The sequence below is a fragment of the Methylobacterium phyllostachyos genome (genome assembly GCF_900103445.1).
Classification (GTDB): Bacteria; Pseudomonadota; Alphaproteobacteria; order Rhizobiales; family Beijerinckiaceae; genus Methylobacterium; species Methylobacterium phyllostachyos.
The window spans coordinates 1-26,254 of record NZ_FNHS01000027.1 but is presented as its reverse complement, the minus strand read 5'-3'; the positions used below and the strand labels follow the sequence as shown (position 1 = coordinate 26,254).

Here is a 26,254-nt window from a genome sequence, read left to right as displayed (position 1 = left end):
CGTCGGCTCTGGCATCGGCAGGCATCCTCTGCGAACTCGCGTTTGATGGCGTGCTCTGGGAGCATCCTATGCCCGAACCCGATCTCCTCACAGCCGATGAGGCAGCCGAGCTGCTGCGGATCAGCCGGCGGACCCTCGACGGTCACGTAGCCCGCGGCGACATCGCCTACATCTCTGTAGGTCTCGGCGAGAAGCGCACCCGAAAGCGGTTCGACCCTGCCGACATTGACCGGTTCCGGGAGCGCCAACGGCGCGTCGAAGCTCCGCCACCAGCCACGCCAAGCTGTAGACGGCGCAAGGAGGTGCCCGCGGTCGAGATCGTCGACTTCAAGGCTTTGCTGGAGGAGCGACGTGCCGCGAGACGGACCGCTCGGGAAGCTGCTCAGAAGGCGACGCGGAGGAGCCGGTAACCGCCCCGCCGCGCAGTCGGTATTTCAGTGGGGCCGGGCAAGCCGTGATGGTATGGCCCCCCGGCTGCACCCTAACCGCTGCCAGAGCTTAGCCCGATCCGTGGCGTCAGGTCTCGCTCAGTCGCCGTCACGCTGCGGAAGGCGCTCTTCAAGGTGGGTTGCTGCGTCCGCATAAAGTTTGAAGCGACGCTGGAGGACCGCGCGCTTCTCGGGCTTCCGCGCCTCCCCCATTTTCCCCTTCGCCTTGTCGGCCCGCTCGCGCATCTTCTTGGCCAGCTTGCCGAACGCCTCGTCGATCTTAGTGCCGACCTTCTCAGCCTCGGCCTTTACCGCGTCTTGGTGGTCCCTCAAGGCGCCGGGGAACGTGCTCTTCTCGTCCTTGGCCATCTTCAGCCTCCATCGATCTGCGCGCCATCCCTAAGCCATGCACTACGACGATGCGATCACGGTTGCCCAGCGCTTCCCGGATGTGGTGATGGCTCTGTCGGCAATGCCAGTCCGGAATGTCTGCCGGTGCTTGCCGGACTCGTAGACGGCTGGTTGTGCCGCGGGAGACGCTGGTGGACAGGGCAGGAGGACTCACCATAGCTCAGCGCCATGGCCAAAAAATCCCCAGCGTCGCCGACCTGCGCCGCAAGTCCGAGGTGAGCCTTCGAGATATCTGCGGCCCGCTGCTAGGTGTTCGCGGTTGAGGCAGCGGCTTTCGCGGACTGACCCAGACCCAATGGGTTTCCTCAATCCGGCCAATCTCCAAAAGTACACGCAACCGCCCGGTCGGCAATGGCCCTGATCAAACGAACTCGCGAGGCGACAATGCCGGGCCTGCGCCGCACGATGGCGAAGACCGCCGTCATCATGGGCTTTTCGGTTCAGAAATAAGCGGTTCCGTTTCCTGCCTGCCGTTACTCAGATCGGCCATTCGGACACGGCCCACGATGCTGGCAGCTGCCTTGGTTGCATAGGGGTAGGCTGACTGCTCGGAAAAGAAGCCATCCGCGGATGACACGACCCAGCGGAAGCATCCCGGGTAGAGCGGACAGGGTACCGTCGTGAGCCTGTAAGAGCAGGACAAGGCGTCAGCCTCGTTGGTTGGGAAGAGCAATAAGGCGATGGAGGGGCCCAGGTAGGAACCCCTCCAGTGGGCCATTACATGCGGTTCATCATGCGCTTCTTCATCATGTGCCGACGCATCATCTTCTTCCGCATCATCCGCTTCTTCAACATCATGCGCTCGCTACTGCTCATGCGGACTTGGGTGATGCCTGGCTGGCCAGCCTGAAGACCGCTAATGGCCATTGGGGCAGCGGACGCTGAACCGGCACCAAGGGCTAGGCCGCCAAGCAGGGTTACGGCAGCAAGCGCGGACGTGATCTTCTTCATGTGAGATCTCCTTCAGGGCGCGGACTGATCGCCCGCTCGGTTCGTGGAAGTCAACGATCACCGCCTAAGTTCCTAAATGACAATGACTTTTGCGCGTTAGACATCAAATGATTGATAGGCAAAACCTGCTTGTACGAACTGCTCGAACATAAAGTTTCGCCTAGTGGTCGCTTTTTTTACGGGAATGAAATAAATTCCGAAACCGGCATGATTTCACGACAACTTTCTAACTTACGTTATTGGTGAGCTTGGCCAGAGCATCGCAGCTTCTTTGATGGCGCCACGATGTCGCCGAAATTGGGAGGTGCTCGTGATCCGCTCAGCTCAAACAAAATGCGATAAAGAGGCTGAAGCCACCGCGCGCTCGCGCCGTGGGCTTCTCAAGACGGCCGGCATCCTCGCTGCATCGACCGCCTTCCTGGAGCTGAACCTCAGCAAAGCCTTCGCTCAGCGTGGTGCCACGCTCGCCGGCGGTACGGTCGACCTCGGCCAGGGCGATTTCGCCGTCCTGAACTACGCCTACGCCCTGGAGCAGTTGGAGGCCGCTTTCTACACCCAGGTGCTGCAGCAGCCCTATCGCGGCTTCAACCCCTCCGATGAGCAGAGCCTCACGGGTATTCAGAGCCACGAGGTCGCCCACCGTGAGTTCTTCCGCTCCGCGCTCGGCGGCAACGCCATTCCGGATCTGCAGGTCGATTTCGGCCGGGTCAACTTCGCCAGCCGCCAGAGCGTGCTCGGCACCGCTCGCACCTTCGAGGACCTCGGGGTGGCCGCCTACAACGGCGCCGGTCAGCTCCTGCGCAACCCGGACTTCCTGGCCAAGGCTGGCTCGATCGTCTCGGTCGAGGCGCGCCATGCCGCCACGATCCGCGACATGCTCAACCCCTACAGTGCGGCGTTCGCCGGCAACGACATCGTCGATGGCAACGGCCTGGACCGCGCGCTCGTGCCCTCGCAGGTGCTGCCCAAGGTGGTGCCGTTCGTCCTCACCCCGGTCAGCGCGAGCCAGTTGCCGTGATCGCCCGGCCGACGCTCATCCCTGCTAGTGAGGACACCGCCATGACCGCTTTTATGCCTGCCGCTCCCACGCTGATCGACGCCCTCGACCCTGATCTCACCGCCCGTATGACCTCGCGCCGAGGCCTGTTTACCCGCGCCGCCGGTACGCTCGGGGCGCTCGCCAGCGCACCGACCTTGCTGGCGGTAGCCTCCACTGAGGTTTTCGCGCAGGGCCTACCGGGGCAGGTGGTGGACGTGCTCCGGTTCGCCCTGACCCTGGAGTACCTGGAGGCGGAGTTCTACCGCACGGCGCTGGCCACGCCCCGCCTGATCCCGGCGCGCTATCGGGCCGTGTTCACGCAGCTCGCCCGCCATGAGGCCGAGCACGTGCGCCTGCTGCAGGGCGCACTCGGCGGTGCCGCTATCCCGCCGCCGGCCTTCGACTTTACCGGCAAGGGCAAGTACCCGGACGTGTTCGCCAATTTCGACACGTTCACCACGCTGTCGAGCACGTTCGAGGATCTCGGGGTGGCGGCGTACAAGGGGCAGGCCGGCAACCTGCAGGGTACGCCGGTGCTGACGACGGCTTTGCAGATCCACTCGGTCGAGGCGCGGCACGCCGCCGAGGTACGGCGAGTGCGGGGCTTCGTCGGCTGGGACGGTGCCTTCGACGCGCCCCTGACCAAGGCGGCGGTGTTGGCTGCGGCCGCGCCTTTCCTAGCCGGAGGTGCCTGAGGGCGCTACGCGTTTGTGGCGTTCGGACCTCGCGATGGCGATGCTGCGACCAATCTCATCTTCGGCACACTGACATCTTCATCGGGACAGTGGCGCGGCATCAACCGCGTCACGCGGCTTCTCAAACTATCAAGCCGATGCTCCGGTCTACGCAGGCATGGGCAGTCTCGGCGGCGCAACGGTCGGAGCTATCTGTGGAACGCACCTTTCTCTTGATCCTCGCGGCTGGTTTGGCGGCGAGCGCTCTGAGCCCGGCCAATGCCGGGACGAAGAAGGTACAGGTGCCGAACCAGTTCGACGGTTCCTGGACCATCGTCGCAACCACGGCGCAGGGACCCTGCTCGGCCAGCACGAGCTATCAGGTGCAGATAAAGGACGGCGACGCCTCGATCCCCGGGGAAGAGGTGGACATCGACGGCGGTGTGTTGGCTGGTGGGGCCGTGCAGGCCACGATCACCCAGGGCTCAAACAAGGTGCCGATCGCCGGGAGCCTTACGGTTAAGGGCAGCGGCAATGGCACGTGGCGCACGTCTGGCGGACTGGTTGAGTGCAGCGGCAGCTGGAGTGCCAAGCGGGCAAGCTGAACTGCCCCGTCGCCCGATCTGATCATGGGCTGATGGGCCTCAGTGCTTTACCTCAGAATGAGGATGCTACTTACCACCACCACCCTGGTATGCCTTGATCGCGCGCCGGCAGTTCTCCGAGATCTTGTCCATGTTTTTCTTGAAGCAGGCGTCCATCTCCGGGCTGTCCGGATCATTGCCACTGCAGAACGTGACCGCATCGCCGGAGCAGTAGGTCTTCAGATCTTTGTTGCCACGCTTGGAGGCAGGCGCATCGGGAGCCGCGAGGGCGGGAGCCGCTACGGCGATGAGGCCGAGAGCGAGGATGCTGCTGCGCATATGGGATACCTAGCTGAAGGAGTTCGTCGATGCGCTAACGGCTCGACTCGGTGATCTATCCCTGCCGCTGACGGAGCTAAAGCTCGCCCCCTTCGCGGCTTTCGGGCTGTGACCGAGCGTCGAATGGCTACTTACCGCCGGCCTTCTCGTAGGCATCGATGGCGCGGCGGCAATTTGGAGACATCTGGCTTAAGTTTTTCTTGAAGCAGGCGTCCATTTGCGGGCTGTTGGGATCAATACCGGCGCAGAATTGAAGGGCGTCCCCCGCACAATAGGTCTGCAGGTCCGCGTTGCCGCGTTCGGGCGTTTGCGCTGAGACGGGGGCTGTGATCGCGATGAGGCTGAAGGCGAGGATGAGACTGCGCATACTTGGTCCCTGACCGGAGCAATTTGTCCAGGCCTAACGAACCTAGCGCCAGTTTTATCCCTTCCGCTCCCGGAACCGGATCTCAGCCCCGCCACTGTTCTGGGGGTAAACTCTGGGCCAGCAATCGCTTCACCAGCCCCGTCAGCCCGCAGGCCGCCAACGCCGTCACCAGCACCGTGAAGCCGACTAGCGATCCCGTGCTGCCGATCCTAGCCTGAACCCGGCGCCTCACCGGCCTACGACCTTCCTGGCGTACTCCCATACCGGAATGCCCCAGACCTGGCCGGGCTTCGTCCGGTAGCCTGAGCCCCCTGCGAACACGACCCGGGTTGGCTCCACTGCCACGGCCTTGCTGCCGGAGACCATTAGCACCCCGCAGACCTCGACCCGCAGGGTTCCATGCTCCGGGTGAAGCGCGAACAGCTCGGCCGCCGTCCAGCCAAGCCCATGCGCTTCGGCGCCGAGGTGGTCGCAGAAATCCATCGCGGCTTCCCGCATCGGAGCCCAACGAGCCGACGTCAGGTATCGGCAGGGCGAAGCGTGAGGCGATAGGTTCTCCAATGCGCTGCGCCAGCCGGCGACGACATCAGGGAGCGGGGCAGGGGCGGGACTGGCTGACATGCGGCCGAGCTACGGCAGGACGCGTCATTCGGCCATGTGGCGAGACGCGCCAGACCTTCAACCTATGTTGGTCACGCCAGTTCGCGGATGCCCGGCAGACCCCTCCCTAACCTACGAGCACCATGCCCGCCGCACGCCCGACCCTCGCCGATCTCCGGAAGGACGGCACGATCAGCAGCAGCGAGATCGTTGCGGCCGTCGACATCTACATGAGGGATCCCGAGACCGGCCCCTACCGCTTCGCCAGCGGGCACAGCATCGACATCGCGGCAGCGGTCGCGGCCTCCCCCGAGATCGCGGAGGCGAAAGCTAAGCCCGGCCCACAAGAGAAGGCGCTACGGACAGCCGTGACAGCCGCAGTGATGGCCGCGCACGCGACGAAGCCGTGATCCGAGGGCCTGACCATCTGCGGCGGCTGAGCGGGTAGCGTCGGTCCCGCCTAACGGCGGACGGCTTCGCCGTCGCGATGATGGGAGAGGAATTCAGGCAGCAAGCCACGTCAGCAGATTGGCAGCGGCACTCCGGCTCAGACCGAAGCGGCCTTGCAACGCGTTGGCGAGCTGCGGACGGCTGATCCCGATCTGACGGGCGACCGCCTCTTGCGTCATCTGCCGGACCCGCTGCGCAGCGCGGACCGCACGCACGAGGTCGTCAGGCAAGAACCCGCCTTCATAGGCCGTCACCACCTCGTTGAGGTGCCTCCACTCACCCCCGCCAAGCATGTCGGGATGCTCAAGAACCCTTTCCTTCGGCAGAGGCAGCGCGACGGCCTGACCGGGCCTGATAGCCCTCGTCTTAGCTCCGGGCGCATGCCCGACAGCGCCGACGCTGCGGCTCGGGCGGGCGGCTCTCGCTGGACCCAGAACGGTCTGTCCTGAGATCGTGACCCGATCCCGTAGGGGGTTGTAAGTGCTACGCACTATTGCTGACGAAATCGGGTCAGCCATCGCCGGGGCCTCGACTGCAGGGGCCTGCTTCAGCCGGCGCTTGTAGGTGCTCAGCGAGATCCCAAGGGCCTTGGCCTTGGCGACGTTGGACTCGGATCGGGGCGTCGTCCCAGCCTTCAATCGCTTGGCGGCTTGGTGTTCGGCATTCTTCCGTCGCCGGTCCGCGAGCCGCTGCCTATGGCTGAAGTCGACGGCCCCGATGGTCCTGAACCGAAGCGACTCCCGTTCCTCGCGCGTGACCCTGAGCATGCGGGCGATGTCGTCTGCCTTGAGGAGCGCCGTGCTCTCGTGGCCGTCCGGATCTGCCTCGTTGACAACATCCTTAACCGGCACCTTTGGCAACCAAGTCTGAGCCCAGCCCAGAACCTTACCGAGGAGCGCTGGCCCAGCGTGCAGCCGCATGAGATGGGGCAGGGCGGCTTTCAGGTAGAGCAGGCCGTCGTCTGTATCGCAGGGACCGTCGTGGCGCGCGTGGATCAGCTTCTGCACCTCGGACACTCGCCCTCTATCGATCGTCCAGGGTGTCGGGCGCTTGGCTCCGCGGCCTGCCTGCCTCTCGTGCTCAAGCGCCGCGTTCTGCGCGACGACGCGCGCTTCTTTCCGATCCAGCCAATCGAATAGGGACGGGTGCCCTGGACGCTGCCGAACCCTCATGCCGCTTCCAGATCGAAGCTGAGCTGAACGGGCTTCTGATACGGCGCCCGTGCGGGGAGGGGCGGGCGCCGCTCATCAAGAAGCCGCCGGGTGTGGTTGATGAGTGAGACTAATTCGTCGTGGTCCCTGAACCCGCGTTCGAACCAGAGATGGGCGCCGATCGCCTCATCCGAGACGTAGGCCCCGCCGTGCGCATCGCTGCGCCGACCGAGAGCATCGGCGGCAGTCTGAGCGATGGAACGGGCTAGAGCGTCCTGCACGCGGGCCTCTCGGCGGCTATGACTGATCTGGGCTCCGGCTAGCGAAGCTCAAGGCACAGGGTGTCAGTGTTCCTCGCAGGTCCCGTCGCGGCGCATGCGGAGCCGAACCCCCACGCCTCCGCCGTTCTCGGGGATGAACTCAAGGCCGGCGGCCTCAAAGGCTTTTTGAATAGCGATTAGATTGTCCGAAATGGATTTGGGAACGCCATCGCCTTCCTCCATCCGTTTGATCGTGGTGCCCGACACGCCGGAAGCCTCAGCCAACTCTTTCACGGACCATCGCAGATAGCCCCGAGCCATCCGCATCTGAGAGCCGGTAAGCATCCTTAGCCTTCCTACGGTCCATTTTATACCGCTTTCGGGCCTTTGTGGCTTGACAGCGGATACCAATGGGCCAATATAGCCCATGCGCAGACGAATTGTAGTCGCGCACGGGCTAGGAGGCAACCATGTCCCGCCGCACCGTCTCCTGGAACCGGATCTCCCGCTCGCTGCACGACAGCCGTCCGACGATCCCCGCAGGCCTGCTCTCGGCCGCCGCCCGCATCGACTTCACAGTGCGCGCCACCCGCCGCCCGCTCTACGTCGCCGGCAAGTTCGATCGCGCCGCCATCATGTCGGCCGCCGCCAAGGCCGCCCATGCCCATCAGGAGCGCTTCGGCGGCACCTGGGCCGAGGCGATGTCCGTCTGTCTCACCGCCGCGTGGCGGTCCGCCAAGCTCGCCCGCCACATGGCCGCGAACTGAGGAGCCGCCGCGATGACCACCCGCATCGACCGCCGCGCCCTCGCCGCCGGCATCCTCGCCGCCACAGCCGCCCCTGCGGTCGCCATGGATACCCGCACTGTGGGTATCCTCCGCGGCGACGACACCGCCCGCCTGCCTGACCACGCCGCGCTCTGGGCTCGCATGCCCCTGCCGTTCACGCCCGCCGATGCGTGGCACCTACTCTCGCCCGCCACGCAGGCCGAGATCGGCGCGGCCGTCATCGGCATGGTGCTCGCCGAGTACGTGTCCGGCGATATGCACGGCGAGGCGGATCGCTTCCACGACGAAGCCCTACGCGGCGACGCGATGGACGTGGGCGGCGACCTGCTGACCCGCATCGAGCAGCGGCTGTGGGTGCTGTTTCCCGACCTCTACGGCCCCGAGGGCGACCACCCCGCTTGGGCCCTGAATTCTGGCATGGCGCCGCCCGCCGCCTGATCTGACGCGCTCGCCGGATCGGGCGAGCGCCCCCCTCACCGCCGACCCACCGCCACGAGCCCCACCAGGAGCGCGAACGATGTCCTATGCCCGCATCCCAAATTTCAGCCAGCCCGTCCCGGTTCGCAGCACGAGCGCCCGCACCGGCCGCCGCAACCCGCCGCTGGATCGCCGCTACCGCACCCTGCCGGACGAGACGCAGCCTGGGACGATCGAGCCCTGGCAGGCCGTGACGCCCGTCCGGCCCGACACCGCGCACAGCCGGTCCCTGCGCTTCCTCGACGCCGCGGGCGATCTGCTGGCCGCCGTCGCGATCATCGGCGGGGGCATGGTGCTCACCGGCCTCGCCACCCTGCTCTGTTCGAGGCGATCCGGGCGCATCTCACGGCGTGGGACGCCTTCGGGCTCACCATCAACCCGACCGACAAGGCATGGCGCCGGCAGCAGGGTCTGGACACGTCCGACGAGGCGATGGTCGCGCCAGAGGCGGCGTGGAAGGTCGCGCACGAGGCCGAAATCGCCGCCTGGAATGCGGTGTTCGAGACCCGCCCGACCACACTGCCGGGCTTCGTAGCCGTGGTCCGGCATGCCCAGCAGTGGGCGAGCGACTACTACGGCATCGATGAGTGTCTCGACGCCGACGACATCATGGCCAAGATCGCGGCCGACGCCGAACGCGTGATGTGGGCGGCTCTCGATAAGCGTGGCGATGATCGCCCCAACCTGTCGAAGGTGCCGGCTGCTGAACTGGCGGCCATGTCGTTCGAGCCCGTGAACCGCTCGACCACACCTTGCCCGGTCCCGTCTCGCGAAGACTGGGTCAGGGATGCCGATACGGCGCTACCGTGGCTGCGCCTGGGCTGGCTGTACCTGAGCCTCAACCGGGACGAGCTAGCCGACGCGCTGCTCGCGGAAGACGATCAGCAGGCCGACGATTTCGGGCGCAACCTGAACATCGCCGCTCGCAACTTCGATCAGCTCGCCCGGTTCGCTCGCGCCGTGCTCGACCGCCGCATGGTTGGCATCGCCGCCCTGGCCGTCCGCGAGGGCGCCCCCGACGACATCGGAGGGGCCTAGCCTCTCATCCCCTCTGTCGCCGTGCGTACCGCCCCGGCCGGACCTCGCTGGGGGACTACAGGTCCAACCACACCGAGACCAAGCCCATGAGCAAGATCGTAGCCTTCCCGGGCCGCCCGAGCCTGCCCGCCGCCAAGCCGATCCCGCGGGAGGAGTTCGAGAGGCTGGCCGAACTCGCCCTCGACATCGTGGACCGCATCGTCGCCATCTTGGATGAGGGCGACGGGGATCCCGACCGCGAGGATGGGGGAGACGCGGAACCCAGCCTCGGCGCTCCCGAGAACCATCACGAGAGCTAGGTCGTTTGGTTGCGCGGCACGGACCAAGACTTCGAAGCTGATGATCAGGAGCCAAATGCGTGCGTCTGATCCAACTCTTCATCCTCGCGGCGGCTTGGTGGCAGGTGCGCCGGATCCGCCGTGCTACTCAGGACATGAGGCAAGCGAACTACTACGGCATCCGCGCGCTGCAGACACTGGTAGCGGTCGGCAGTGGGCCGATCCCAAGAACAACCAGCGGCGTGCCGGCGGTCCCATTAATGCCGGTGTTACGACTTGCAGGGATGGTCAGGCTATCGAGAGCATTCACGCCCTCTCGTCGGCTTTGAGGGGGATAAAAGCTTCCGAGAGGGCGTGAGCATCGACCTAAAGCCGACAGGATCAGGCTAGCGAAGGCGGCTAATCCTGTCAGGGTAAATTTCGTCGCATCCACGCCTGCCGAAGCTGCCCCCCCTCGACAACCCCAGCAGACGCGGAGATCGGCAAATCAGCCGACGCGCGACACTAGAGATAAATAGCTCGGCTGCCGCACTTATTCGTTCCGCCCGGGTGGATGTAGGTCTATGCCGGCAATTATTCTGGGCATCCACGCCCACCCTCCAGCTTTCCGGGGGGCGTGAAGCTTCGGGGCGAGCGTGGAGGTCGACGGGGCGGCAGCCGACGTCGACACAGGAATGATACGCCGAAGCTCTCGGAACAGAAACGCCTATCGACCTGTCACGTTCACATCCACGCCCGCCCTTCTGATGGACCTTGGGAGGAGGCATCGCAGGGCGAGCGTGGTGGTCGAGAGGAGACCCGACCTTGTAGGCGTAGCAAACCTTGTGCGAGGTACAAATGTCTCGCGCATCCGGTACAGCAGACGCGACGAGAGCCTATGGCCGCCCTGCCAGCCACTCGTCCTCAATCGTAAGGGTGGCTCGGTAGACCGGGACACCGTGGTCGTCCCGCATCGTGACGCTGACCTTCTCACCGACCTGCATCAGCAACTGATCCTTCGCCATGTCGGGGAGCGATCGAAGCGCTTCCTGCGAGGCGGAGTGGGCATCATCGAACTCGATGCCCTCATCGTCGCTGACGACACTGCCGTTGGTCACATCGAAGAAGTAGCGGGCCATAAGGACCTCTGAGCGTCGATACGTTGCCAACCACAGGCATGTGCAAACGGTTCTACGCGGGGCGGATATCATCAGCGTCGTCGTAGCTGAGTACGTGAGGAGGATATCGCCGAGAGGCTAATTTCCGAGGTGCAGATATTGTGGGTTGAACTCGGCGGCTGAGGCGAGAGCAGCCCAGTCCCGGATCTTCAATCTACGAGATCGTAGGTCAAACAGGCCTTCTGTCCGCATATTTCTTAGTACCCGGTTCATGTGAACGGACGTCAGCCCCAACGCATCGGCGAGGTCATTCTGCCGAAGCGGCATCGGCATGATGTGGTCACCTGCGAGGCTGGCTGCTTCGAGGCGCAGATACAGCTCGCAGAAGAGGTGGGCCACCTTCTGACGGGCATCGCGTCGACCCAAGCTGGTGATCCAGGCCCGGTGGGTTGCTGCGGTCACGACAACTTCCCGCCAGAAAGCTTGGGCCATAGCAGGAGATTGTTGGGCCAGCCTCCGTAGATGAGTATGCGGCACAAAGGCGACAGAGGCGCGGGTCACTGTAGCCATGCCGAAATCGGGCGATGGCAGGTACAGACTCTGCAGATCCGGCAGATCGCCGGGCACGTGGAACGATAGGATCTGGCGTCGACCATTTGCGAGGAGCTGATAGCAACAGGTCCAGCCATCGAGAATTACGCAGCAATGCGCGGACGAATTATCCTCATAGATGATATCCCGGGAGGCTTCGAGGATCCGGGTAACGACGGGCAGTCGCTCGATCGCGCCTTGGTCCACGGCCGTGAACGATACCGCACGGGCCAGTCGACGGGCCACGATGCCTAAAGGGTTCCCCGAGGGTGCCATCGTATCACGCTGCGCTGAGCAAGGACGCGCTCATGAAGCGATGCGCGAACTGCCGATCCTCCCAATCCCGTAACCAACCTGAAATATTGTATTCAGTTGCATGCCTGATCCGTCAGGCGACCGAGGCTGCGGCATCGGAGCCGTTTTAGAACAACCACCGTTCCGACTGTTGACGGTGTAGCAATACAGGAGGAGTTTCAGCGGGGGACGGCTACGGAGTTGGCCACCATGAGCGAATTCAGTCACATCCTGCACTGGAAGCTTCTCCGCGGCTCGCACGATTTCCCTGGTCCGACGGGCGGCACCTGCATCAACGAGGCCGCGGTCGTGGCATGCGGTTTCCCGTACCGACGTGTCGGGTCGGTTAGATCGATGCCGGATTGCTTCTCGCGTCCGATCTGTCAGCTCGCTATGCGGTTGAACGATGAAGCCGCGGATGTGCAGCGGCAGCGGCTGATGCCTTTCGTGACCCGATTGGCCTGTGCGGACACGCCCGAGATTGAACGGGAGCGAGCGCGCTACATCGATGCTTGCCTCGAAGTCGATCGATTTTTCCCAACCATGCCATTTCAGTTCGACTTCGAGGACGGGCTTGCCGTCTTGGAAGGCGCACTCAAAATCGGACGGCAGGCGGATGCCCTGGGCTTGGACGAAGCGGCGAGCCGACTGGATGCGGTGCGCGGCTCTGCTGTTCCCAAGAGACGACGCGCCAGCCTGTTACCTTCGAAGATGAAGGGGTGGTTCGGCCTGCAGCAGGCGCCTGAGAACGCCGACTGATTACCCGGGTGCAAGCGACGCCCCAGAGGCGCAAGAGCAAGGGCGAGATCATGAGGCTCGTGACAGGCGTTCCACCTCATGCTCAGGATCGACCCGATCAAGATTGAGCCGCGCCCGCAAGGCCTTCCCCGGCCTGAACCGGACATCCCGCTTGGCCGCCACGGCGACGCTCTGGCCCGTGCGCGGGTTGCGGCCGGTGCGAGCCTCACGGTCCCGGGTCTCGAAGGTGCCGAAGTCGCGCAGCTCGACACGGTCGCCGTCCGCCAGCGCGGTGGCGATGCGATCGAGGATGGCGTCGACCACCGCTTGCGCGTCCCTAGCGTACAGGTAGGGGTTCTGCTCCGCGATGCGGGCGACGAGCTCGGACCGGATCATGCGGCGGGAATGCCGCGGTGTTCACTGGACCGCAAGCGTATGGCGGAGTGCTAGCGTTTCGTTAACCATCCGACGTGAGGAATGTCTTCGACGTCCAGAAGCCATTCGGGACGCCTCCCTACCTCGCCCGCCCGGTTAACCCGCGGCGGGTTTTTTCGTGCGCAAGGCCGACTTTGCCGCTTTTGCCCGTTGACGAGCTGTGAGATCTGTAAGCTGCTACGAACTCCAATCATCGTCGCGACATGCATTCATTCATGAACTTGCCTCTTTCTGGCATGTTGAACCTATTCGACGCAGCAGACCCCTTGCCTGAATTTCTTGAATATAATCCCTTAGCCTCAGCCTCTTGTAGGCATTTTTCACGCTTTTCATTTACCTGTGCCGTGCTGGAGCTAACCATTGCTACAAAAGCTATACACGCGATCGATATTATTTTCATCGTCCAACCTAATTCTACGGAAGAAAGGAGATAACTATTCAATCAACCAGCATTAAGCGCTGATAAGGCTCGCAAAGCAAGTATAGGCAATTCGCCACTGAACCACTTCGCGTATCGGCTCGGCTCACATGCTAGTGAGATCGGACGCATTCCCGCCCCGTGAGCAGATCACGGCGGGGTCGGACGCGCCGCCATGATGGCCGCCGCCAGCACGGTCCGAAATGTGGTTTCGCGCTGGCCGGACTGCTCCACCATCACGAAGGCTGGCGATGCCCTGACGAGTGCCGCGACGTCGAGGTTGTGGCCGCTAGCGAAGTGGTAGGAGCCGGCTGTTGGATCTCGAAGGTAGGCGTCGATCGCCGCAACAACCTCTAGGCTCGTGATGGCACCGGCCCTGCGCAGGTCGGCGACGGTTGGTAGTCCGGCAGGCATAGGCGTGCTGATCACCCCCTGACGTTGACTTAACGGCATGCCCCGGCCGACATGGGCGGTCACGGCCATGCTCGCCTCGGCGAGTCGCGGCCGCCATTCAGGAGACCATCGCCGCGAGATAGACCCTGAAAAGCCAACAGGCCCCCGTCGCCAAACGGGAGCCTGCTGAAAATCCTGGGGCCTTGTGGGCCGGACTCGATACCCCCCACAAGCCATGACCTCCCCCGCGGAGTCAAGCGAGAACGCCAATTCTCGCACAGGAGAGGCTTTGCCTGGACCTTAACCGCGGCCCGTGAGGGACCGGGTACGATGTTTCACGCCACCATGCGGTCGGCGATCGAGGGCGCGCGGACACTCGCGCAGCTCGACGACCTGTCGCGCACTATCTGGCAGGCTCACGCCGCCGAGACCGTCACCGACTCAGAGGCCCAGGGGCTGGCCGAGCTGCTGCATGCCCGCAGGAGCGCCGTGCGCGAGACCGTGGTGCCCATGGGCATCCCGCTTGGCCGTGTGACGCTGTTCCCGCCGAAGCGCCTCCAGCGGGCTCCTGAGCGATCCGTGGCGATCGAGCGCCGCCGTCGGCTGGCCTGCTCCGGTCCGATGCCGCCCGCGCTCGCCAGCAGGTTCACCACCGGGCAGCTCGCGGTCCTTCGGATCGTTGGCGACGAGATGGCCCGCAACGGCGCCTGCGGGCTGTGCATCGACGCCATCGCCGCGCGGGCGGGCGTCTGTCGGCGGCTGGCACAGGCCGCGATCCGCCTTGCCGAGGGCGACGGCCTGTTGACCATCCAGGAGCGCCGTCACCAAGGGCGGAAGTCCGACCCGAACGTGGTGCGGATCATCAGCCGGGAGTGGCTGCAATGGCTCCGGCGGGGAGGGCGATCCGCGGCCCCGGCGCTCTTGGGCAGCATAGGGTGCAAAACGATGCACCCCACGGATAAGGGAGATCCACAAGGGCAAGTTGTGGACGCAGAACCGAAGGAAGAAGGCTGCCGAGGGGCAGCGGTTCGGGCTCGCGGCGTGCCAAGGAAGAATTCTGCTGCGGGTCCGTTACGGGGGTCTCGTGCTATGTCGTGAGTGCATGCAACCGGACGGTCTGACGAACGATGCGGGATTATCGATTTTGTGTGGCCCTGCGGGCGCCCGATGGGTTGCTGAGTGCCCCGGTCTACGAAGAGGTCATCACGGCTAAAGACGCGGCCGATGCCGTCGTTCTGGCCAAGGCCGTCGAACTGAACATGTCCAACCTGAAGGCGAACGCGCTCTACCTCGTTGACGCGAACGGACATGTCGCGTGGTCGTTGCGGATCGCAGATGCCCCTGACGTGGACCCCTGAACGCTGATCCTGTAGCTTAGGCGGATGTCAGAGGATCATTTCCAGGCTGATCAAAGGCTCGTCCGGGTCAACCGTAGGCTCGATGCGGCCCGGTCCCTGGATGAGGTCGTAACGATCCTGCGCGATACAGCGCGGCAGATCGCCGGCTCTGACGGCATTGCCGTTGTGTTGCGAGAGGGCGACCGCTGCCACTACGTCGCCGAGGATGCGATTGGCTACTTGTGGCGCGGGAACCGCTTCCCGCTCGATGCCTGTATCTCGGGCTGGGCGATGCTCAACAACGAGACCGCGGTCGTGCCGGACATCGAGGTCGATCCGCGGTTGCCGGCTGCTGCCTACCGTCATACCTCGATGCGCAGCCTCGTGATGGTGCCAATCGGATCGCCCGAGCCGGTCGCCGCGCTGGGGGCGTACTGGTGCTCCTTCGTCAGCGTGGACGAGGGTACGGTCTATCGTCTGGAGGCATTGGCAGAAGCCACAGGGGCTGCCTTGGCTCGTATACAAGGCAACGCCCTAGCCTAACCAAGCGCCCGGAGAGCAGCACCGAGGTCGTCTTGAGACGGCGGGCCTCGGTGCGGCCTCACTGGCGCAGTCGCGCTGATGCCGGGAGCTGCTGTCAGGCCGACGCGGCGACATCGCTCCGCACAGCTGCCACAGCGTCCATCCTTCCCGCATACGTGCCCGAGGTGTTCGCGACACCAAACGGCCCGGCGCGGGCAAGCACGCGACGACAGGCGCATCCGGTCCAGTTCACCGGAGCTCGCCCGTGATGCCTTGGCCAGGCGGTCTCGTGAGGGTCGGCGCCATACGGCGGGACTGGAGACCGCGAGCGCCGGCTCACGGCCCATTATTGCAGGCGGTACGAGGCGGTGTTGGCTCGGATCCAGCCCGGCGCGAGAATGTCACCGCTCTCGGTGATGATCCAGGGCTTCGCGTCCTCCGCATCGATCGCCTCGGCTGCTGCAGCCAGAGCCGCGCGCAGCGTCGAGAAGCTGCGAGCATCGGCGACATGGGCCGGCGTATGACCGGGCCACACGGTGAGTTCGGCGGGCTTGTCGAGGTCGGACAGGGTCATGGCTCTGGTCGCGCGTGAAGGGCGGTTGTTGATCAGGCGGTCGTTGGCCCCGGCCGGGGAACACGCACCTCGACCATCTGTCCGGTCAGCGGATTGAGGATCAGCATGGCTGCGTATCTCCGGTGGGTGTGCCGGTAGAACGTCGCCACATCGCGAGAGGATCGAGGCGATCCAAGCAATTGCGCTGAGTTGGTGAACCGTTCGTTTACTCTGCCGCCACAGCGGTGAGGAGGCGGCCAATGCCTTTAATCTTGTAGGGGCCGCCGAACAGGCCTCTTGCTACATTATCACGCCACGCGCGCCGTCCCGCCCTGGAGGGACGACAGAAACTGCACGTTGACGCTGGCGTCGGAGCGATGTCGGACCTCGCAGCTGAACCGACGTCCGTCTCCATCGAGGATCAAGTCGAACCGTTCCGGGACCTGAGCGTGCCTGCGCACATGCAGCCGCGCCCCGCCATCCGATAGGTCACGGACGGAGCACGCGATGGAGCCGCTGCCGGACGTGGTGATGGTGGCCGGCAACAACACGCGCGTCCTACGCTCGTTGCGCCGTTCCTCCATGCCGACAGTCCAGTCATCCAAGCTGGTGCTGATACTTGATACACCGCCAGCCGCCTGTCGCATGCTGGTCAGGATTTCGCCCGTCGCGCGCGCCTGCTCGTCCATCGAGCCACTTACGCCGTCGACGTGCCCGCTGATCGTGTCGATCGCCGCGGTGATGGTCGCCAGGGTCGTGGCCACCTCACCCGACACATCCTGCATTGCGGCGACCTCACCGCTGATCTGATGAGTCGCCTTAGCGGCTTGACCCGCCAACTCCTTTACCTCTGTCGCGACGACCGCGAAGCCCTTGCCGGCCGCGCCAGCCCGTGCGGCCTCGATCGTGGCGTTCAGGGCCAGTAGATTGATCTGCTGGGCTATACCCGCGATCACCGCGCCGACGCCGCCCATGGCGCTGGCGGCAGCCTGCAGGCGTTCTGTGGCGGCATTCGCTTCGCCGGCACGCCCATGGATGTCGTCGACGACGGTCTTCGACTGCGCCATGCTGCGCGAGATCTCCTGGGCCGCCGCGTTCATCGTCTCGGCGGCGTCCGTCACCGCCTGGACGTGGTCGAGGGTCTTCTCGGCCGCCTCGATCGCTACGGACCGCGCCGCCATGTTGGCGGTGACGTCGGTGGCGTACTTCACGATCTTGGTCAGACGGCCATTGGGGTCGAAGATCGGGTTGTAGCTCGCCTGGATCCAGACCGAGCGACCGCCCTTGCCGAAGCGCTGGAACATGCCGGAGAAGAACTCGCCGTTGCGTAGGCGATCCCAAAAGGCGGCATACTCTGGCGTCTGCGCGTAGCCGGGCTCGACGAACATGGCGTGGTGCTGTCCGCGGATGTCCTCGATCCGGTAACCAACCGCTTGAAGGAAGTTCGGGTTGGCGTCGAGCACCGTGCCGTCAGAGGCGAACTGTATCACGGCCTGCGATCGGTTGACGGCCGCGAGCTGGCCCGCCGCATCGGTGGTCTGGAGCTTGTGTGCGGTGATGTCGGTGGCGAACTTCACCACCTTCACCGGCACGCCGTCCCGATTACGGATCGGGTTGTAGGTCGCCTGGATCCAAATTTCGCGCCCACCCTTGGCGATGCGGCGGAACTCGCCTGAGGCGAACTCACCCCGGCCGAGCGTCGCCCAGAACTCCCGATAGGCTGTGCCGGCCTGCTCGCCAGCATCCACGAACAGGCTGTGGTGACGGCCTTGGACCTCGTCGAGGCGGTAGCCGACGGCATCGAGGAAGTTCTGGTTGGCGGTCAGGATGGTGCCGTCGAGGGCGAACTCGATCACCGCCTGCGAGCGATGCAAGGCATCGAGCTGTCCATCGTGATCGATGTTGCGCAACACCTGCGCGGTGATGTCGGTGGCGAACTTGACGACCCGCGTGACCCGTCCGGCACGGTCGAGCACGGGATTGTACGTCGCCTGGATCCAGACGGCGCGACCGCCCTTGGCGACGCGCTTGAACTCGCAGGTCTGTGCCTCCCCACTACGCAGAGCCGTCCAGAACGCGCGGTACGCATCGCCGTCACGCTCGGCGGCGGAGACGAACAGGGTGTGATGCTGCCCTTTCACCTCCGCGAGGGTGTAGCCCATCAGATTGAGGAACAGGGTGTTGGCGGCCAGCACCGTCCCGTCAGGGGCGAACTCGATCCGCGCTCGGGATCTGTCGATGGCCGTCATTAGGGCACGGAGATCGGCGTCGAACAACGGCACCGGTAGAATTCCTATCTCGACGGATTGGCGCTCAGATCATGTAGGAAACTCTGGTTAATCGAGCGTCACCGGCAGTGCTGCTACTCTACGTGGAGGGTGAGTTTCATCTTCGGGTGGATGCCGCACTGGATAATGAAATCGCCAGGCTCCTTAAGGGTCAGCGTGGCCTGTTTGCCGGGCTCCTGATCGCCAGCGTCAAATGCAAACCGGTCGGCCTCAATGAACGCATGATGGACCGCGTTGTCGTCACCGTTGACTAGGGTGACCGTATCGCCTCGGTGCAGGAACAGATCGGTCGGATCGTAGTGCCGACCCTTCTGCAGAACGATGCGGATGGCGCTAGAGAGACCGGCTTGGGCCGGGCCCAGCACAACCACCCCCACGACGAGCGCAAGGGCACCGCAGCGGAGAAGCGGAACGCGTAGATTGCAAATCGACACGGCTACAACCAGAAAGAGAACTATATCAGAAACAGTATCTACCGCAACTAAAGCCCACACCACTTAACGTAAGTCGGTATAGGCATTTAAATCTGCTTGTACTTCGCGAGCCATTGGTGTGATAATCGGTATTTACTTCATGTGCACAATAAATTCGAAACCATAGGCAGCATTGAGCGCACGTGTTAGGCGTAGGGCCCACCGAACAAGTCGCCGACCGCCTTCCGCCGGAACAGCGTGCGCCATCGTCTCCGCTGGTGCTCCGGCCGATCGTGGATCATGTGGCAGCGCTGGCAGAAGGCCGCGAGGTTGGCGTCCGCGTTGTTCGATGTGTCGTGGTCCCGATGGGCCGCGGCCAGTACCACCCGGGTCCGGCGCGCTCGCCTGAGGATATCGGCCTCTACCGCGATCCGGATCCGCCTGCCCCAGCCATCTCGCCACCGGCCGGCGTCGCCGTCCCACCAGCGGCCGTCGCCGAGGTGATAGACCATCCGCCCATGCGGTCGTCCGCATCCCTCGCAGCAGCCTCTCGCTCGGCCGAACCGGATCACGGCCGAGAGCTGCGCCCAGTCGATGGGGTAGAAGTAGCGGTGCTCTGGCCGGATCGGCATGGTGGCGCAATGTGCCATCGGGTATGAAGAAAGCGTAGCGGCAGAAGGCTGCTACGAATGGCGGATGGACCTATCCGACCTTCAATTCTGGGCCTTCCTCGCGGTGGCGATCCCGGGCTTATTCCTGCCCGTCATCATCGTCTGGTGGAAGGGGCGTCCCATCATCCCGATCACCCTGCTCAGCCTCGTGTTCTGGCCTGGCGCGCTGATCCTGGCTCTGAGGCTGCGACGTCGGTAGGGCCCATCACTATTCTCAAGGTTAGAGCCTGAACAATATCAGGATGGTGGTGTTTGGCTCTCGACTGATCGAGCTGATCCGTCTGGAGGAAAACGCCATGATGAAGACCCTTGCCCTCGCTGCCGCGATGACGCTCGCTGTCACGGGGGCTGCCCTCGCACAGATGCCGGCCGGCAGCGGGAGTGGCAGCGCTCAGAGCAACATGAACAATCCTGGCAGCGTGAAGAGCCCGTCAGAGAAGCGCATGGGCGGGCAGCGGGGCATGATGGGCATGCGGCACATGAAGCGCCATCGGCGTCATCACATGCGTCGTTCGCGGATGTAATTTTCTCCAGATTGGTCCCGCAGCCACGGAACTGCGGGACCACTTCCAATCAGGCAGGTCGGCCGGCGACCTTCGCAGATGACCCATCCGCGATCTGTGCCTCAAGCTGCGCCTTGAAATCGGCGATCCCGAGCACCTGGGTCGCGTTCCCGTCCTTGTCGAGGAACTCATAGAGCGCGTCGTCGATGTTGCGGTTGCTGAAGAAGACGATCGCGTCCTGATCTCCGCCGCCCTCCTCGTGAGGTTCGCCATGAGCAGGGCCGGAGACGAAGCTCCCGGTCGGGCGGATTTCTTTCAACTCGCCGTTCGGGCGGTAGAACCGTAGCTCACCCTGCATCACCAGGGTGACGTAGGGGCAATGGTGCCGGTGCAACATCACCCGCTGGTTGGCGGCGAACTTGAAGAGGACATCGACGATGCGGTTCTCTTCATCGACTTTGTAGACAAAGAAGGCGATGTGATCGAGCCAATCGAGCGTGCGCCACGTGATGTTGCTCTGGTCGAAGCTATGCGCTGCCATTCGGGTTCCTCCGGCTTGTTTTTGGGCGAGCGGCGAGCGGCATACGACCGTCTGCCGTCGCTCGTCCGGGAAGGAAGCTGGGGCTCCGCTCCGTAGGATCAAACCCGCGGAAGGCAGACCAGCTGCTTGAGCAGTGCACCACTGATCAAAGGATTTCCCACGCCCGTGCAGCCCGATATGCCGAACGCCCGCAGGAGGCTTCAGAACGGGTCTTCTAGGCCGCCCCGAGGGTAGAGGTAACGCCGTTCTCGATCAGCGGCTGACCCCTGACCCCGGTACTCCCCCGTTACTCCCTATCAGCGGCTGACAGGAACGCTCGGGCAGCCTTCTCTTCCCGCCTTTTCGATCAGGGCTTGTGCCTTGCACTGTGCGCCTAATTCGGACCGACGTCGTGCGCAGAGAGGCTGACGTCGGCCCGACGGAAGGCCATCGATAGCGCAGCCGAGCGCTTAGCTGTGGATTATACCGACGGCGATTGCGTTTGTTGCGTTTATTTCGAATAGCAGTTAGCGTTCGCAGCCATCGGAGCGACCACCATGACTATGCCAGCCTTGGCCGAAGGCCTCGGCAGCCGCTTGCCATCGGCGGATGAGCGGGCAGCCGCTAATCAGCTTCGTGAGATCATCGCCGCTCAGGCAGCTGGAGATGCGAAGCTGCGCGTCTTAGGCGAGGATCGAAAGCCTGCGGAGATCACCCTTACACCAGCGTTGTCGGACCTGCTGTTGAAGGTGCTACGCCACATTGGCAGCGGCGATGCCGTCACCCTCGTGCCGGTCAGCCAGATGCTCACCACGCAGCAGGCGGCCGACATCCTCAACGTGTCACGCCCCTTCCTCATCAAGCTTTTGGATCGGGAGGAGATCAAGCACACGATGGTTGGCCGTCATAGGCGCATCAGGGCCGAGGATCTGTTCGCTTACCGTGAGCAACGAGCAGTGGCACGGGACGAGGCGCTGTCCGAACTTGCCGCCTTGGACGCGGAAAGCCTCTGAGCCGTGTTCGCCAATCGGTTCACCGCGCTCGTTGATGCCTGTTCGTTAGTGGGTGCGCTGAACCGGAACCTGCTTCTGACGCTGGCCGACGCAGCGTTCTACCGAGTGCGTTGGTCCGCCCCGATCCTCGACGAAACGGAGCGGGCGATCGGGCGCATCCTCACGCACAAAGGCACCCCTGATGCGAGCGAGCGGGCGACCCGTGCGCGGCAGGGAATGGAAAAAGCCTTTGAAGAGGCGATGGTTGAGGACTTCGACACGTTCTTGTGCGTCTGCAGCGGCCTGCCGGATCAAGGGGATGCCCACGTACTGGCGGCAGCCCTTAAGACCCGGGCTCAGACCATCGTGACCGAGAACATGCGGCACTTTCCGGCTACGGTTCTGGAACCGTTCGACCTAGAAGCGCGCTCTTCCGACGCGTTCCTGGCTGATACGATAGAGCTAGATCCCGGCCGGGCTGTTGCCGCGATCCGGCGAATGCGTGAGCGGATGCGCAAGCCTGAGAAGACGCCTGCGGTGCTGCTGCGCGACATGGAGGCAGTTGGCTTGGTGGAGACCGTAGGTGTGCTGCGATCCTATGAGGCTTCGCTATAAAGGCGCACTGAACCATCTCACCCCATCCACGCGTGCGGTGTGATGGCCCTACGCCTGCTGTATAGCCCGGCCGCAGCCCGCTCGTAGGCTCAGAGACTGGAGAGCGAAGATGACACAGGACGATCCGTTCTCCCGCCTCGAAGCCGGCTTGGCGCAGCCCGCCACGAAAATGTCGGAGCCGCCAAACGATCAAGAAATCATCCAGCGAGAAGAAGAGCATTTCGCTCAGCTATTCGATGCGATCAGGAAATTCGACACCATCCTGCAGCGTCACGGTGATTGGAATGCTCGGTTCTCATGGCTTAACGCCGACAGCAACCAAATGGCGCATGGTCTGCTCAGCATCTTCAAGAACGCACATGTCGTTAAAGAGTTGCCGCTGACTTTTCAGGGTAAGGGCGTTTGGTTTGAGGATACAGAATTTATAAAGATAGCTCGCCGCGAGAAGGAGCGAGGTAATTGGAATACGGGCGAGGTGGATGAACTAACGGGCTCTCTGTCCAGCTATATTCAGCATATCGTTCAGAAACACGGCTGAATGATAACAGCAAAGGTATCATGCCTTCAGTGATGCCTTGCGCACGCTTTTAGTCTCTTCACCCGCCACTGCTTCAACCGCGGCGATAACGTTCTCAAGCTCGGCGACCTGTCACAGTGCGTTCCCGGCCGGCAACCCATCGTGCTCTGCCATTGCCAGGATGAGCATGCGCTCGTGCGTTTTCAGGCGTTCGAGGAGAACGTCGAGCTTGTCGGACATGCGCCGGCTGTAGCCGCGAAGGTAAGGAGCGGCCACGTGGCAAAAGCTATTCACCTGCTCTGCCGTCATGAAAGCGGTCAGTACAAAAACATGGTCCGCCTTGAAGGCCAGACGTACCGCTCGGGCTGGTGGAAAATCTCGGAAGCCGACGCCCAGGCGCTCATCGGCGGCTGGATCTACTTGCACGAAGCCAAAGCCAAGCCTTCCGGGTTCGGCGGCTGTGTGACTGGGATCGTACCGGCGGGCTCGGACGATGAGGGCGAGGGTGAACGGTACGGCCTCATCTTCGAGGCACGTCGCGAGGCTCGAGGGCAACCCTGGCGTGGAGCAGATCACGGCATGGCTTGGACGGGCGGCCTGGTCGAGGCGACCGCCAGCCACGAGGCCGGCAGCTAAGCTCCTGCGTCCGCTACTGCTCCAGCCGGTAGATCACACCATCGACCATCTCGACTCGGTATCCCATGCTTATGAGCGTGTCGTGCGCCATCTCCGCGGCCGTCGCGTGCCCAGTTGCTTCGGCTTCCATCTTCGCCCGGATGTCGCGCATCTCCAGCACCGTTGGGATGCCATGATCGACGTGATGATCCTCGATCAGGGCGAGGGCTTTGGCGATGGTGGGGTCCATGGCTGGCTCTAGCCCAGCGCCGCCGCGAGGGACAGCCTGGGCACCTCGACAGCCGGGCCGTCTACAGCCATCCTCATCAGATGCACGCGACAGTTGAGATCCGTGTGCGATCTGCCTCGACAAGGTGCGCCGCATGTCGAACCTGCTGTTCTCGGTCCGATCGAGCTCTAGCGATGAGGTTTACACGCTGGAGGCCTACCGAACTGGGAAGGGCATGCGGTTCTCGTGCACCTGCCCAGCCGGCCAAGTCGGTTCGAGCTGCAAGCACCGGATGGCCCTACTCGTCGGCGACGTGTCCTCCGCGATCGACGTGGACGAGGCCGCCGTCGCGGATCTCCGCACCATGGCTGAGGGCTCACCGATCCTCACGGCAATTGAGGAGATCGCAGCCGCCGAACACGAGGTCGAGCGCGCCAAGAAGGCGCTCAACGGCGCGAAGAAGCGCCTGGGCAAGGCCATGATGGGCTGATGACGATGCGCTACGCCGTTGCCCTCCTGCTTGTCGTCATGACCGGCCCGGCTACGGCACAGCCCGTCGGAGACGCACTGAAGCTGTGTCGATCTGATCCAGTATATGGCGATAGCCTCAGGATGTCTGTCGCGGACGCGCTCAGGAAGGAGCAGGACTCAGAACCGGACGAGGCCGACGTCGATGCCATGGTCGATCTTGCTCGAAGCCAAGAGGTCGCGAAATGCCTCACGAGGCTTTCAGAAGACCCGAGCATCTTCCGTGCGCTCAATGGTCTATCGGGGTTCGCGGTCGAGGCTGGCTGGGCGGCGTGGCGAAGCCAGTGTGACAACGTCGTCGCACCGAAAGGAGCGTGCATCGAGGAGGAAGGGCGGGCGGGTGAGGAGCTTCGTAGCCTCAACGCCGATCCCACCACGCAACGGATCTCCGGGATCTGCCAGAACCTGCTGTCGGAGCAGAAATTCGAGGCTGCGGCGGAAGCCGAGAACCGAACCTGGCTGGCGTGCCTCAAGGCTGGCGTGAAGGCGCGCCCCACGAAGCACGCCCTCGACGAATGCCGGTTCGTCTCCGCCTCTACCGATACCTCTGTGATCGCAGCGATGGCGCGGTGCTTCCGCGAGAATGCAGAGTAACTGATCCCTACCTACGGTAGACGGACACCTTGACCGTTCGGATCTTATTGCGCAGCTTCGGGGCAACCGAGGGTCCAATCCATGCCAATCCTGCTGATTTATGTCTTTTTCGTCGTGATGGTCGGTTATGCCGCCAACTCGAAGGGGCGATCAGCAATAGGTTGGGCGCTGTTCGCTCTCATCCTTAGTCCCTTGGTGGCCGGATGTTTCCTACTGCTGATGAGCGATGCGCGAAACTACAATTCGACAAACTTGGAAATGGAAATGCGTAACGAGATCATCCGACAGAAGTACGGATCTCACATACGCGCGTATAAGCCGGCGTTCTCGAACAGTGTCATCTACGAGACCTCGGTCAGCGGAGAGAGGATGCGCTTCAAAGACAAGGGCAAGGCCCTGGTCTATGTCGCCGCGATCCTTGATCAGCAGACCGCCCGTCCAGGCCCGAGCGGGCAATCCCTGCCGTCCCCTATGCCTCGTTCCGACTATCGGAGTTGAACCGGATCTCGTCAGCCGCCACACGCCGGTCTATCTTGCCGGGATGCGCTACGCCCTCGCCCTGTCTTTCGTGCTTGTCGTCGCTCCGGCATCGGCTCGCGTCGGCGGCGTCGAGGGCCTTTGGCTGGTAGCGCATCCGCTCGAAGGTGATGCACGGACAAGTCGCGAAATTATCGTCAACGATCCGGTACGCTTTGCAGCACGTTGCGGCATCAAGGTGGATAGCTACCCGGCCGAGCAATTCGACGGTATTGCGCCTGGGACCGTCCTCGTCGGCGCCGGTCCCTACGCAAGCGACAGGGCCGCCAAATCCGATCTCCGGAAGATCAGACGTTGCGTTCCTGCCGCCAACCTTCGCCGACTTATGTACTACGGCGAGTAATTAATCAGGCGATTGCGCTCTGCGCGTTCTCCAACGCCAGTCCGTGCATCCGACCGAACGTGCCTTCCATCATGCGCCCAGCCTCACGCGTGTCATGTACGCCGTGAATGTTCGTGGTCGAGTGGAAGGTCTGGCTGACGCTGCGGTTGTCGTTGGCTGTGCTGTTCATTGAACTCGCCCCCATCGGGGCGGCAGGCTTCATAGCTGCTTGCGGATCGATCCTGTTCACGTCGAACCCGCCCGGGGTCATGTTCGGAGTGGGCACGGTGGGCTTTGCAGCCGGCGCGTCGGCCCGCTCCGCGACTGCACGCTTCCGATCCTCTAGCACTACCTGGGCACTTTGAGGTCAGACGGTAGCCGGAAGCGGCGGCGACAGTGCGGGCATCGCACCGGTGGGATGAGACCGACGAACAGGCGGCCGATGATGGCCTGCCGCACGGCGGGCAGGGTCGGAGACGGTGGCGGTCCCGGTAGGCCGGCCACCTTTTTTTTCCCCATCCGTCCGGTCGGGCCCAGCCAGGCGCAGGTGCTGCAGGTAGGCGCAGGCGATGCACGTCATCAGCGCGTGCCGGTGCAGGCCGGTCCAGGAGCGGCCCTCGAAGTGGTCGAGGCCCAGTTCCTCCTTCAACTGCTGGTGGCCCTGCTCGCACACCCAGCGCGCCTTGATTGTGCCGGC

Annotated in this window: 41 protein-coding genes and 1 pseudogene; 23 read left to right on the top strand and 19 right to left on the bottom strand. The window is 63.7% G+C overall.

All coding sequences use genetic code 11. The features are described from left to right. The first annotated feature begins 68 nt into the window (after positions 1–68). A complete protein-coding gene (locus tag BLQ49_RS29930) occupies positions 69–410 on the top strand; it encodes a helix-turn-helix domain-containing protein (RefSeq protein WP_167627804.1) in 342 nt (113 codons plus the stop codon). Positions 411–527: 117 nt separating this feature from the next. Here the strand turns inward: BLQ49_RS29930 and BLQ49_RS27390 are convergent, their stop codons facing one another. Both BLQ49_RS27390 and BLQ49_RS27385 read right to left on the bottom strand, forming a co-directional pair. Then, entirely contained in the window at positions 528–797 is a 270-nt protein-coding gene (locus BLQ49_RS27390) for a hypothetical protein (RefSeq protein WP_091722452.1), read from the bottom strand. A 759-nt stretch (positions 798–1,556) separates the two neighbouring features. Further along, positions 1,557–1,790, bottom strand: coding sequence for a hypothetical protein (locus tag BLQ49_RS27385; protein ID WP_091722450.1), 234 nt, complete (start codon positions 1,788–1,790; stop codon positions 1,557–1,559). Positions 1,791–2,094: 304 nt separating this feature from the next. Between BLQ49_RS27385 and BLQ49_RS27380 the strand changes: the two genes are divergently transcribed. From BLQ49_RS27380 to BLQ49_RS27370, 3 genes are all read left to right on the top strand, one after another. Next, a complete protein-coding gene (locus tag BLQ49_RS27380; protein ID WP_208859126.1) occupies positions 2,095–2,808 on the top strand; it encodes a ferritin-like domain-containing protein in 714 nt (237 codons plus the stop codon). A gap of 41 nt (positions 2,809–2,849) precedes the next feature. Beyond that, entirely contained in the window at positions 2,850–3,524 is a 675-nt protein-coding gene (locus tag BLQ49_RS27375; RefSeq protein WP_208859125.1) for a ferritin-like domain-containing protein, read from the top strand. 194 nt (positions 3,525–3,718) lie between these two features. Then, a complete protein-coding gene (locus BLQ49_RS27370; RefSeq protein WP_091722445.1) occupies positions 3,719–4,108 on the top strand; it encodes a heme utilization protein in 390 nt (129 codons plus the stop codon). 66 nt (positions 4,109–4,174) lie between these two features. On the opposite strand, the gene BLQ49_RS27365 is transcribed toward BLQ49_RS27370, so the two are convergent. From BLQ49_RS27365 to BLQ49_RS30805, 3 genes are all read right to left on the bottom strand, one after another. Continuing rightward, positions 4,175–4,426, bottom strand: coding sequence for a 3',5'-cyclic-nucleotide phosphodiesterase (locus BLQ49_RS27365; protein WP_091722442.1), 252 nt, complete (start codon positions 4,424–4,426; stop codon positions 4,175–4,177). A gap of 127 nt (positions 4,427–4,553) precedes the next feature. Continuing rightward, a complete protein-coding gene (locus BLQ49_RS27360) occupies positions 4,554–4,793 on the bottom strand; it encodes a 3',5'-cyclic-nucleotide phosphodiesterase (protein ID WP_091722439.1) in 240 nt (79 codons plus the stop codon). A gap of 228 nt (positions 4,794–5,021) precedes the next feature. Then, entirely contained in the window at positions 5,022–5,276 is a 255-nt protein-coding gene (locus BLQ49_RS30805) for a hypothetical protein (RefSeq protein ID WP_342028220.1), read from the bottom strand. 260 nt (positions 5,277–5,536) lie between these two features. Between BLQ49_RS30805 and BLQ49_RS27350 the strand changes: the two genes are divergently transcribed. Continuing rightward, positions 5,537–5,803 (top strand): hypothetical protein, encoded by a 267-nt coding sequence (locus BLQ49_RS27350; RefSeq protein ID WP_091722434.1) that lies wholly within the window; start codon positions 5,537–5,539, stop codon positions 5,801–5,803. Positions 5,804–5,896: 93 nt separating this feature from the next. Here BLQ49_RS27350 and BLQ49_RS27345 read toward each other — a convergent pair whose 3' ends face one another. After that, a complete protein-coding gene (locus tag BLQ49_RS27345; protein WP_244507779.1) occupies positions 5,897–6,850 on the bottom strand; it encodes a transcriptional regulator in 954 nt (317 codons plus the stop codon). 488 nt (positions 6,851–7,338) lie between these two features. Next, the gene (locus BLQ49_RS27335; RefSeq protein ID WP_342028221.1) at positions 7,339–7,581 is read right to left on the bottom strand and encodes a helix-turn-helix domain-containing protein; all 243 of its coding nucleotides are present in this window, start codon (positions 7,579–7,581) and stop codon (positions 7,339–7,341) included. A gap of 143 nt (positions 7,582–7,724) precedes the next feature. Between BLQ49_RS27335 and BLQ49_RS27330 the strand changes: the two genes are divergently transcribed. The 4 genes from BLQ49_RS27330 (at position 7,725) to BLQ49_RS27310 (ending at position 9,856) form a co-directional block, all read left to right on the top strand. After that, positions 7,725–8,021, top strand: a complete 297-nt coding sequence (locus BLQ49_RS27330) for a hypothetical protein (protein ID WP_091722422.1) — start codon at positions 7,725–7,727, stop codon at positions 8,019–8,021. 12 nt (positions 8,022–8,033) lie between these two features. After that, entirely contained in the window at positions 8,034–8,480 is a 447-nt protein-coding gene (locus tag BLQ49_RS27325; protein WP_091722419.1) for a hypothetical protein, read from the top strand. 471 nt (positions 8,481–8,951) lie between these two features. Continuing rightward, positions 8,952–9,557 (top strand): hypothetical protein, encoded by a 606-nt coding sequence (locus BLQ49_RS27315; RefSeq protein WP_167627803.1) that lies wholly within the window; start codon positions 8,952–8,954, stop codon positions 9,555–9,557. Between the two features lie 86 nt (positions 9,558–9,643). Further along, positions 9,644–9,856 carry a hypothetical protein gene (locus BLQ49_RS27310; RefSeq protein WP_091722414.1) on the top strand — a complete coding sequence of 71 codons (213 nt, stop codon included), beginning with the start codon at positions 9,644–9,646 and terminating at the stop codon, positions 9,854–9,856. Positions 9,857–10,710: 854 nt separating this feature from the next. On the opposite strand, the gene BLQ49_RS27305 is transcribed toward BLQ49_RS27310, so the two are convergent. Next, on the bottom strand, positions 10,711–10,953 hold the full coding sequence (locus BLQ49_RS27305; protein ID WP_091722412.1) for a DUF6894 family protein: 243 nt from the start codon (positions 10,951–10,953) through the stop codon (positions 10,711–10,713). 117 nt (positions 10,954–11,070) lie between these two features. Continuing rightward, positions 11,071–11,769, bottom strand: coding sequence for a Crp/Fnr family transcriptional regulator (locus BLQ49_RS27300; RefSeq protein ID WP_244507778.1), 699 nt, complete (start codon positions 11,767–11,769; stop codon positions 11,071–11,073). 258 nt (positions 11,770–12,027) lie between these two features. On the opposite strand from BLQ49_RS27300, the gene BLQ49_RS27295 reads away from it, so the two are divergent. Beyond that, positions 12,028–12,576, top strand: a complete 549-nt coding sequence (locus BLQ49_RS27295; RefSeq protein WP_091722406.1) for a hypothetical protein — start codon at positions 12,028–12,030, stop codon at positions 12,574–12,576. 48 nt (positions 12,577–12,624) lie between these two features. Here BLQ49_RS27295 and BLQ49_RS27290 read toward each other — a convergent pair whose 3' ends face one another. Then, positions 12,625–12,951 (bottom strand): HU family DNA-binding protein, encoded by a 327-nt coding sequence (locus BLQ49_RS27290; RefSeq protein WP_091722404.1) that lies wholly within the window; start codon positions 12,949–12,951, stop codon positions 12,625–12,627. A 607-nt stretch (positions 12,952–13,558) separates the two neighbouring features. Continuing rightward, a complete protein-coding gene (locus tag BLQ49_RS27285; RefSeq protein WP_244507777.1) occupies positions 13,559–13,891 on the bottom strand; it encodes a hypothetical protein in 333 nt (110 codons plus the stop codon). 240 nt (positions 13,892–14,131) lie between these two features. Between BLQ49_RS27285 and BLQ49_RS30060 the strand changes: the two genes are divergently transcribed. Genes BLQ49_RS30060 through BLQ49_RS27270 form a run of 3 tightly spaced genes read left to right on the top strand, consistent with a single transcriptional unit; the run spans position 14,132 to position 15,681 of the window. Next, entirely contained in the window at positions 14,132–14,899 is a 768-nt protein-coding gene (locus BLQ49_RS30060) for a hypothetical protein (RefSeq protein WP_208859124.1), read from the top strand. A gap of 50 nt (positions 14,900–14,949) precedes the next feature. Continuing rightward, positions 14,950–15,159, top strand: coding sequence for a hypothetical protein (locus tag BLQ49_RS27275; protein ID WP_244005775.1), 210 nt, complete (start codon positions 14,950–14,952; stop codon positions 15,157–15,159). Between the two features lie 24 nt (positions 15,160–15,183). After that, the gene (locus tag BLQ49_RS27270) at positions 15,184–15,681 is read left to right on the top strand and encodes a GAF domain-containing protein (RefSeq protein ID WP_091722399.1); all 498 of its coding nucleotides are present in this window, start codon (positions 15,184–15,186) and stop codon (positions 15,679–15,681) included. 325 nt (positions 15,682–16,006) lie between these two features. Here BLQ49_RS27270 and BLQ49_RS27265 read toward each other — a convergent pair whose 3' ends face one another. The 4 genes from BLQ49_RS27265 to BLQ49_RS27250 form a co-directional block, all read right to left on the bottom strand. Next, on the bottom strand, positions 16,007–16,234 hold the full coding sequence (locus BLQ49_RS27265) for a hypothetical protein (RefSeq protein WP_091722396.1): 228 nt from the start codon (positions 16,232–16,234) through the stop codon (positions 16,007–16,009). A 287-nt stretch (positions 16,235–16,521) separates the two neighbouring features. Next, entirely contained in the window at positions 16,522–18,495 is a 1,974-nt protein-coding gene (locus BLQ49_RS27260; protein ID WP_483127865.1) for a methyl-accepting chemotaxis protein, read from the bottom strand. A gap of 80 nt (positions 18,496–18,575) precedes the next feature. After that, entirely contained in the window at positions 18,576–18,935 is a 360-nt protein-coding gene (locus BLQ49_RS27255; RefSeq protein ID WP_244507776.1) for a cupredoxin domain-containing protein, read from the bottom strand. Between the two features lie 185 nt (positions 18,936–19,120). Then, a complete protein-coding gene (locus tag BLQ49_RS27250) occupies positions 19,121–19,546 on the bottom strand; it encodes a hypothetical protein (RefSeq protein WP_091722391.1) in 426 nt (141 codons plus the stop codon). A 64-nt stretch (positions 19,547–19,610) separates the two neighbouring features. On the opposite strand from BLQ49_RS27250, the gene BLQ49_RS29925 reads away from it, so the two are divergent. Together BLQ49_RS29925 and BLQ49_RS27240 are read left to right on the top strand one after the other, a co-directional pair. After that, the gene (locus BLQ49_RS29925; protein WP_167627802.1) at positions 19,611–19,784 is read left to right on the top strand and encodes a hypothetical protein; all 174 of its coding nucleotides are present in this window, start codon (positions 19,611–19,613) and stop codon (positions 19,782–19,784) included. A gap of 43 nt (positions 19,785–19,827) precedes the next feature. After that, a complete protein-coding gene (locus BLQ49_RS27240; protein ID WP_091722386.1) occupies positions 19,828–20,109 on the top strand; it encodes a hypothetical protein in 282 nt (93 codons plus the stop codon). A 49-nt stretch (positions 20,110–20,158) separates the two neighbouring features. Here BLQ49_RS27240 and BLQ49_RS27235 read toward each other — a convergent pair whose 3' ends face one another. Then, a complete protein-coding gene (locus tag BLQ49_RS27235) occupies positions 20,159–20,629 on the bottom strand; it encodes a cupin domain-containing protein (RefSeq protein ID WP_091722383.1) in 471 nt (156 codons plus the stop codon). 536 nt (positions 20,630–21,165) lie between these two features. On the opposite strand from BLQ49_RS27235, the gene BLQ49_RS27230 reads away from it, so the two are divergent. The 4 genes from BLQ49_RS27230 (at position 21,166) to BLQ49_RS27215 (ending at position 23,368) form a co-directional block, all read left to right on the top strand. Next, positions 21,166–21,621 carry a helix-turn-helix domain-containing protein gene (locus tag BLQ49_RS27230; protein WP_091722380.1) on the top strand — a complete coding sequence of 152 codons (456 nt, stop codon included), beginning with the start codon at positions 21,166–21,168 and terminating at the stop codon, positions 21,619–21,621. Between the two features lie 3 nt (positions 21,622–21,624). Next, complete coding sequence (locus BLQ49_RS27225) at positions 21,625–22,215, top strand: PIN domain-containing protein (RefSeq protein WP_091722376.1); 591 nt, start codon at positions 21,625–21,627, stop codon at positions 22,213–22,215. A gap of 109 nt (positions 22,216–22,324) precedes the next feature. Continuing rightward, positions 22,325–22,753, top strand: coding sequence for a hypothetical protein (locus tag BLQ49_RS27220; protein WP_091722374.1), 429 nt, complete (start codon positions 22,325–22,327; stop codon positions 22,751–22,753). A 174-nt stretch (positions 22,754–22,927) separates the two neighbouring features. Further along, on the top strand, positions 22,928–23,368 hold the full coding sequence (locus BLQ49_RS27215) for a hypothetical protein (RefSeq protein WP_167627801.1): 441 nt from the start codon (positions 22,928–22,930) through the stop codon (positions 23,366–23,368). 13 nt (positions 23,369–23,381) lie between these two features. Here BLQ49_RS27215 and BLQ49_RS27210 read toward each other — a convergent pair whose 3' ends face one another. Next, positions 23,382–23,597 carry a hypothetical protein gene (locus BLQ49_RS27210; protein ID WP_091722370.1) on the bottom strand — a complete coding sequence of 72 codons (216 nt, stop codon included), beginning with the start codon at positions 23,595–23,597 and terminating at the stop codon, positions 23,382–23,384. Between the two features lie 133 nt (positions 23,598–23,730). On the opposite strand from BLQ49_RS27210, the gene BLQ49_RS27205 reads away from it, so the two are divergent. From BLQ49_RS27205 to BLQ49_RS29340, 4 genes are all read left to right on the top strand, one after another. Next, positions 23,731–24,066: a hypothetical protein gene (locus BLQ49_RS27205; RefSeq protein ID WP_091722367.1), complete on the top strand. Its 336-nt coding sequence runs from the start codon at positions 23,731–23,733 to the stop codon at positions 24,064–24,066. Then, the gene (locus BLQ49_RS27200; protein ID WP_091722365.1) at positions 24,066–24,698 is read left to right on the top strand and encodes a hypothetical protein; all 633 of its coding nucleotides are present in this window, start codon (positions 24,066–24,068) and stop codon (positions 24,696–24,698) included. Before BLQ49_RS27205 ends, BLQ49_RS27200 begins: the two co-directional genes overlap by 1 nt. 81 nt (positions 24,699–24,779) lie before the next feature. Next, a complete protein-coding gene (locus BLQ49_RS27195; protein ID WP_091722362.1) occupies positions 24,780–25,196 on the top strand; it encodes a hypothetical protein in 417 nt (138 codons plus the stop codon). Between the two features lie 43 nt (positions 25,197–25,239). Next, positions 25,240–25,578, top strand: a complete 339-nt coding sequence (locus tag BLQ49_RS29340; protein WP_143012351.1) for a hypothetical protein — start codon at positions 25,240–25,242, stop codon at positions 25,576–25,578. A gap of 4 nt (positions 25,579–25,582) precedes the next feature. Here BLQ49_RS29340 and BLQ49_RS27190 read toward each other — a convergent pair whose 3' ends face one another. Then, entirely contained in the window at positions 25,583–25,843 is a 261-nt protein-coding gene (locus BLQ49_RS27190) for a hypothetical protein (protein WP_143012350.1), read from the bottom strand. Between the two features lie 81 nt (positions 25,844–25,924). Further along, positions 25,925–26,254, bottom strand: a pseudogene (locus BLQ49_RS27185) (IS701 family transposase); the annotation flags it as partial.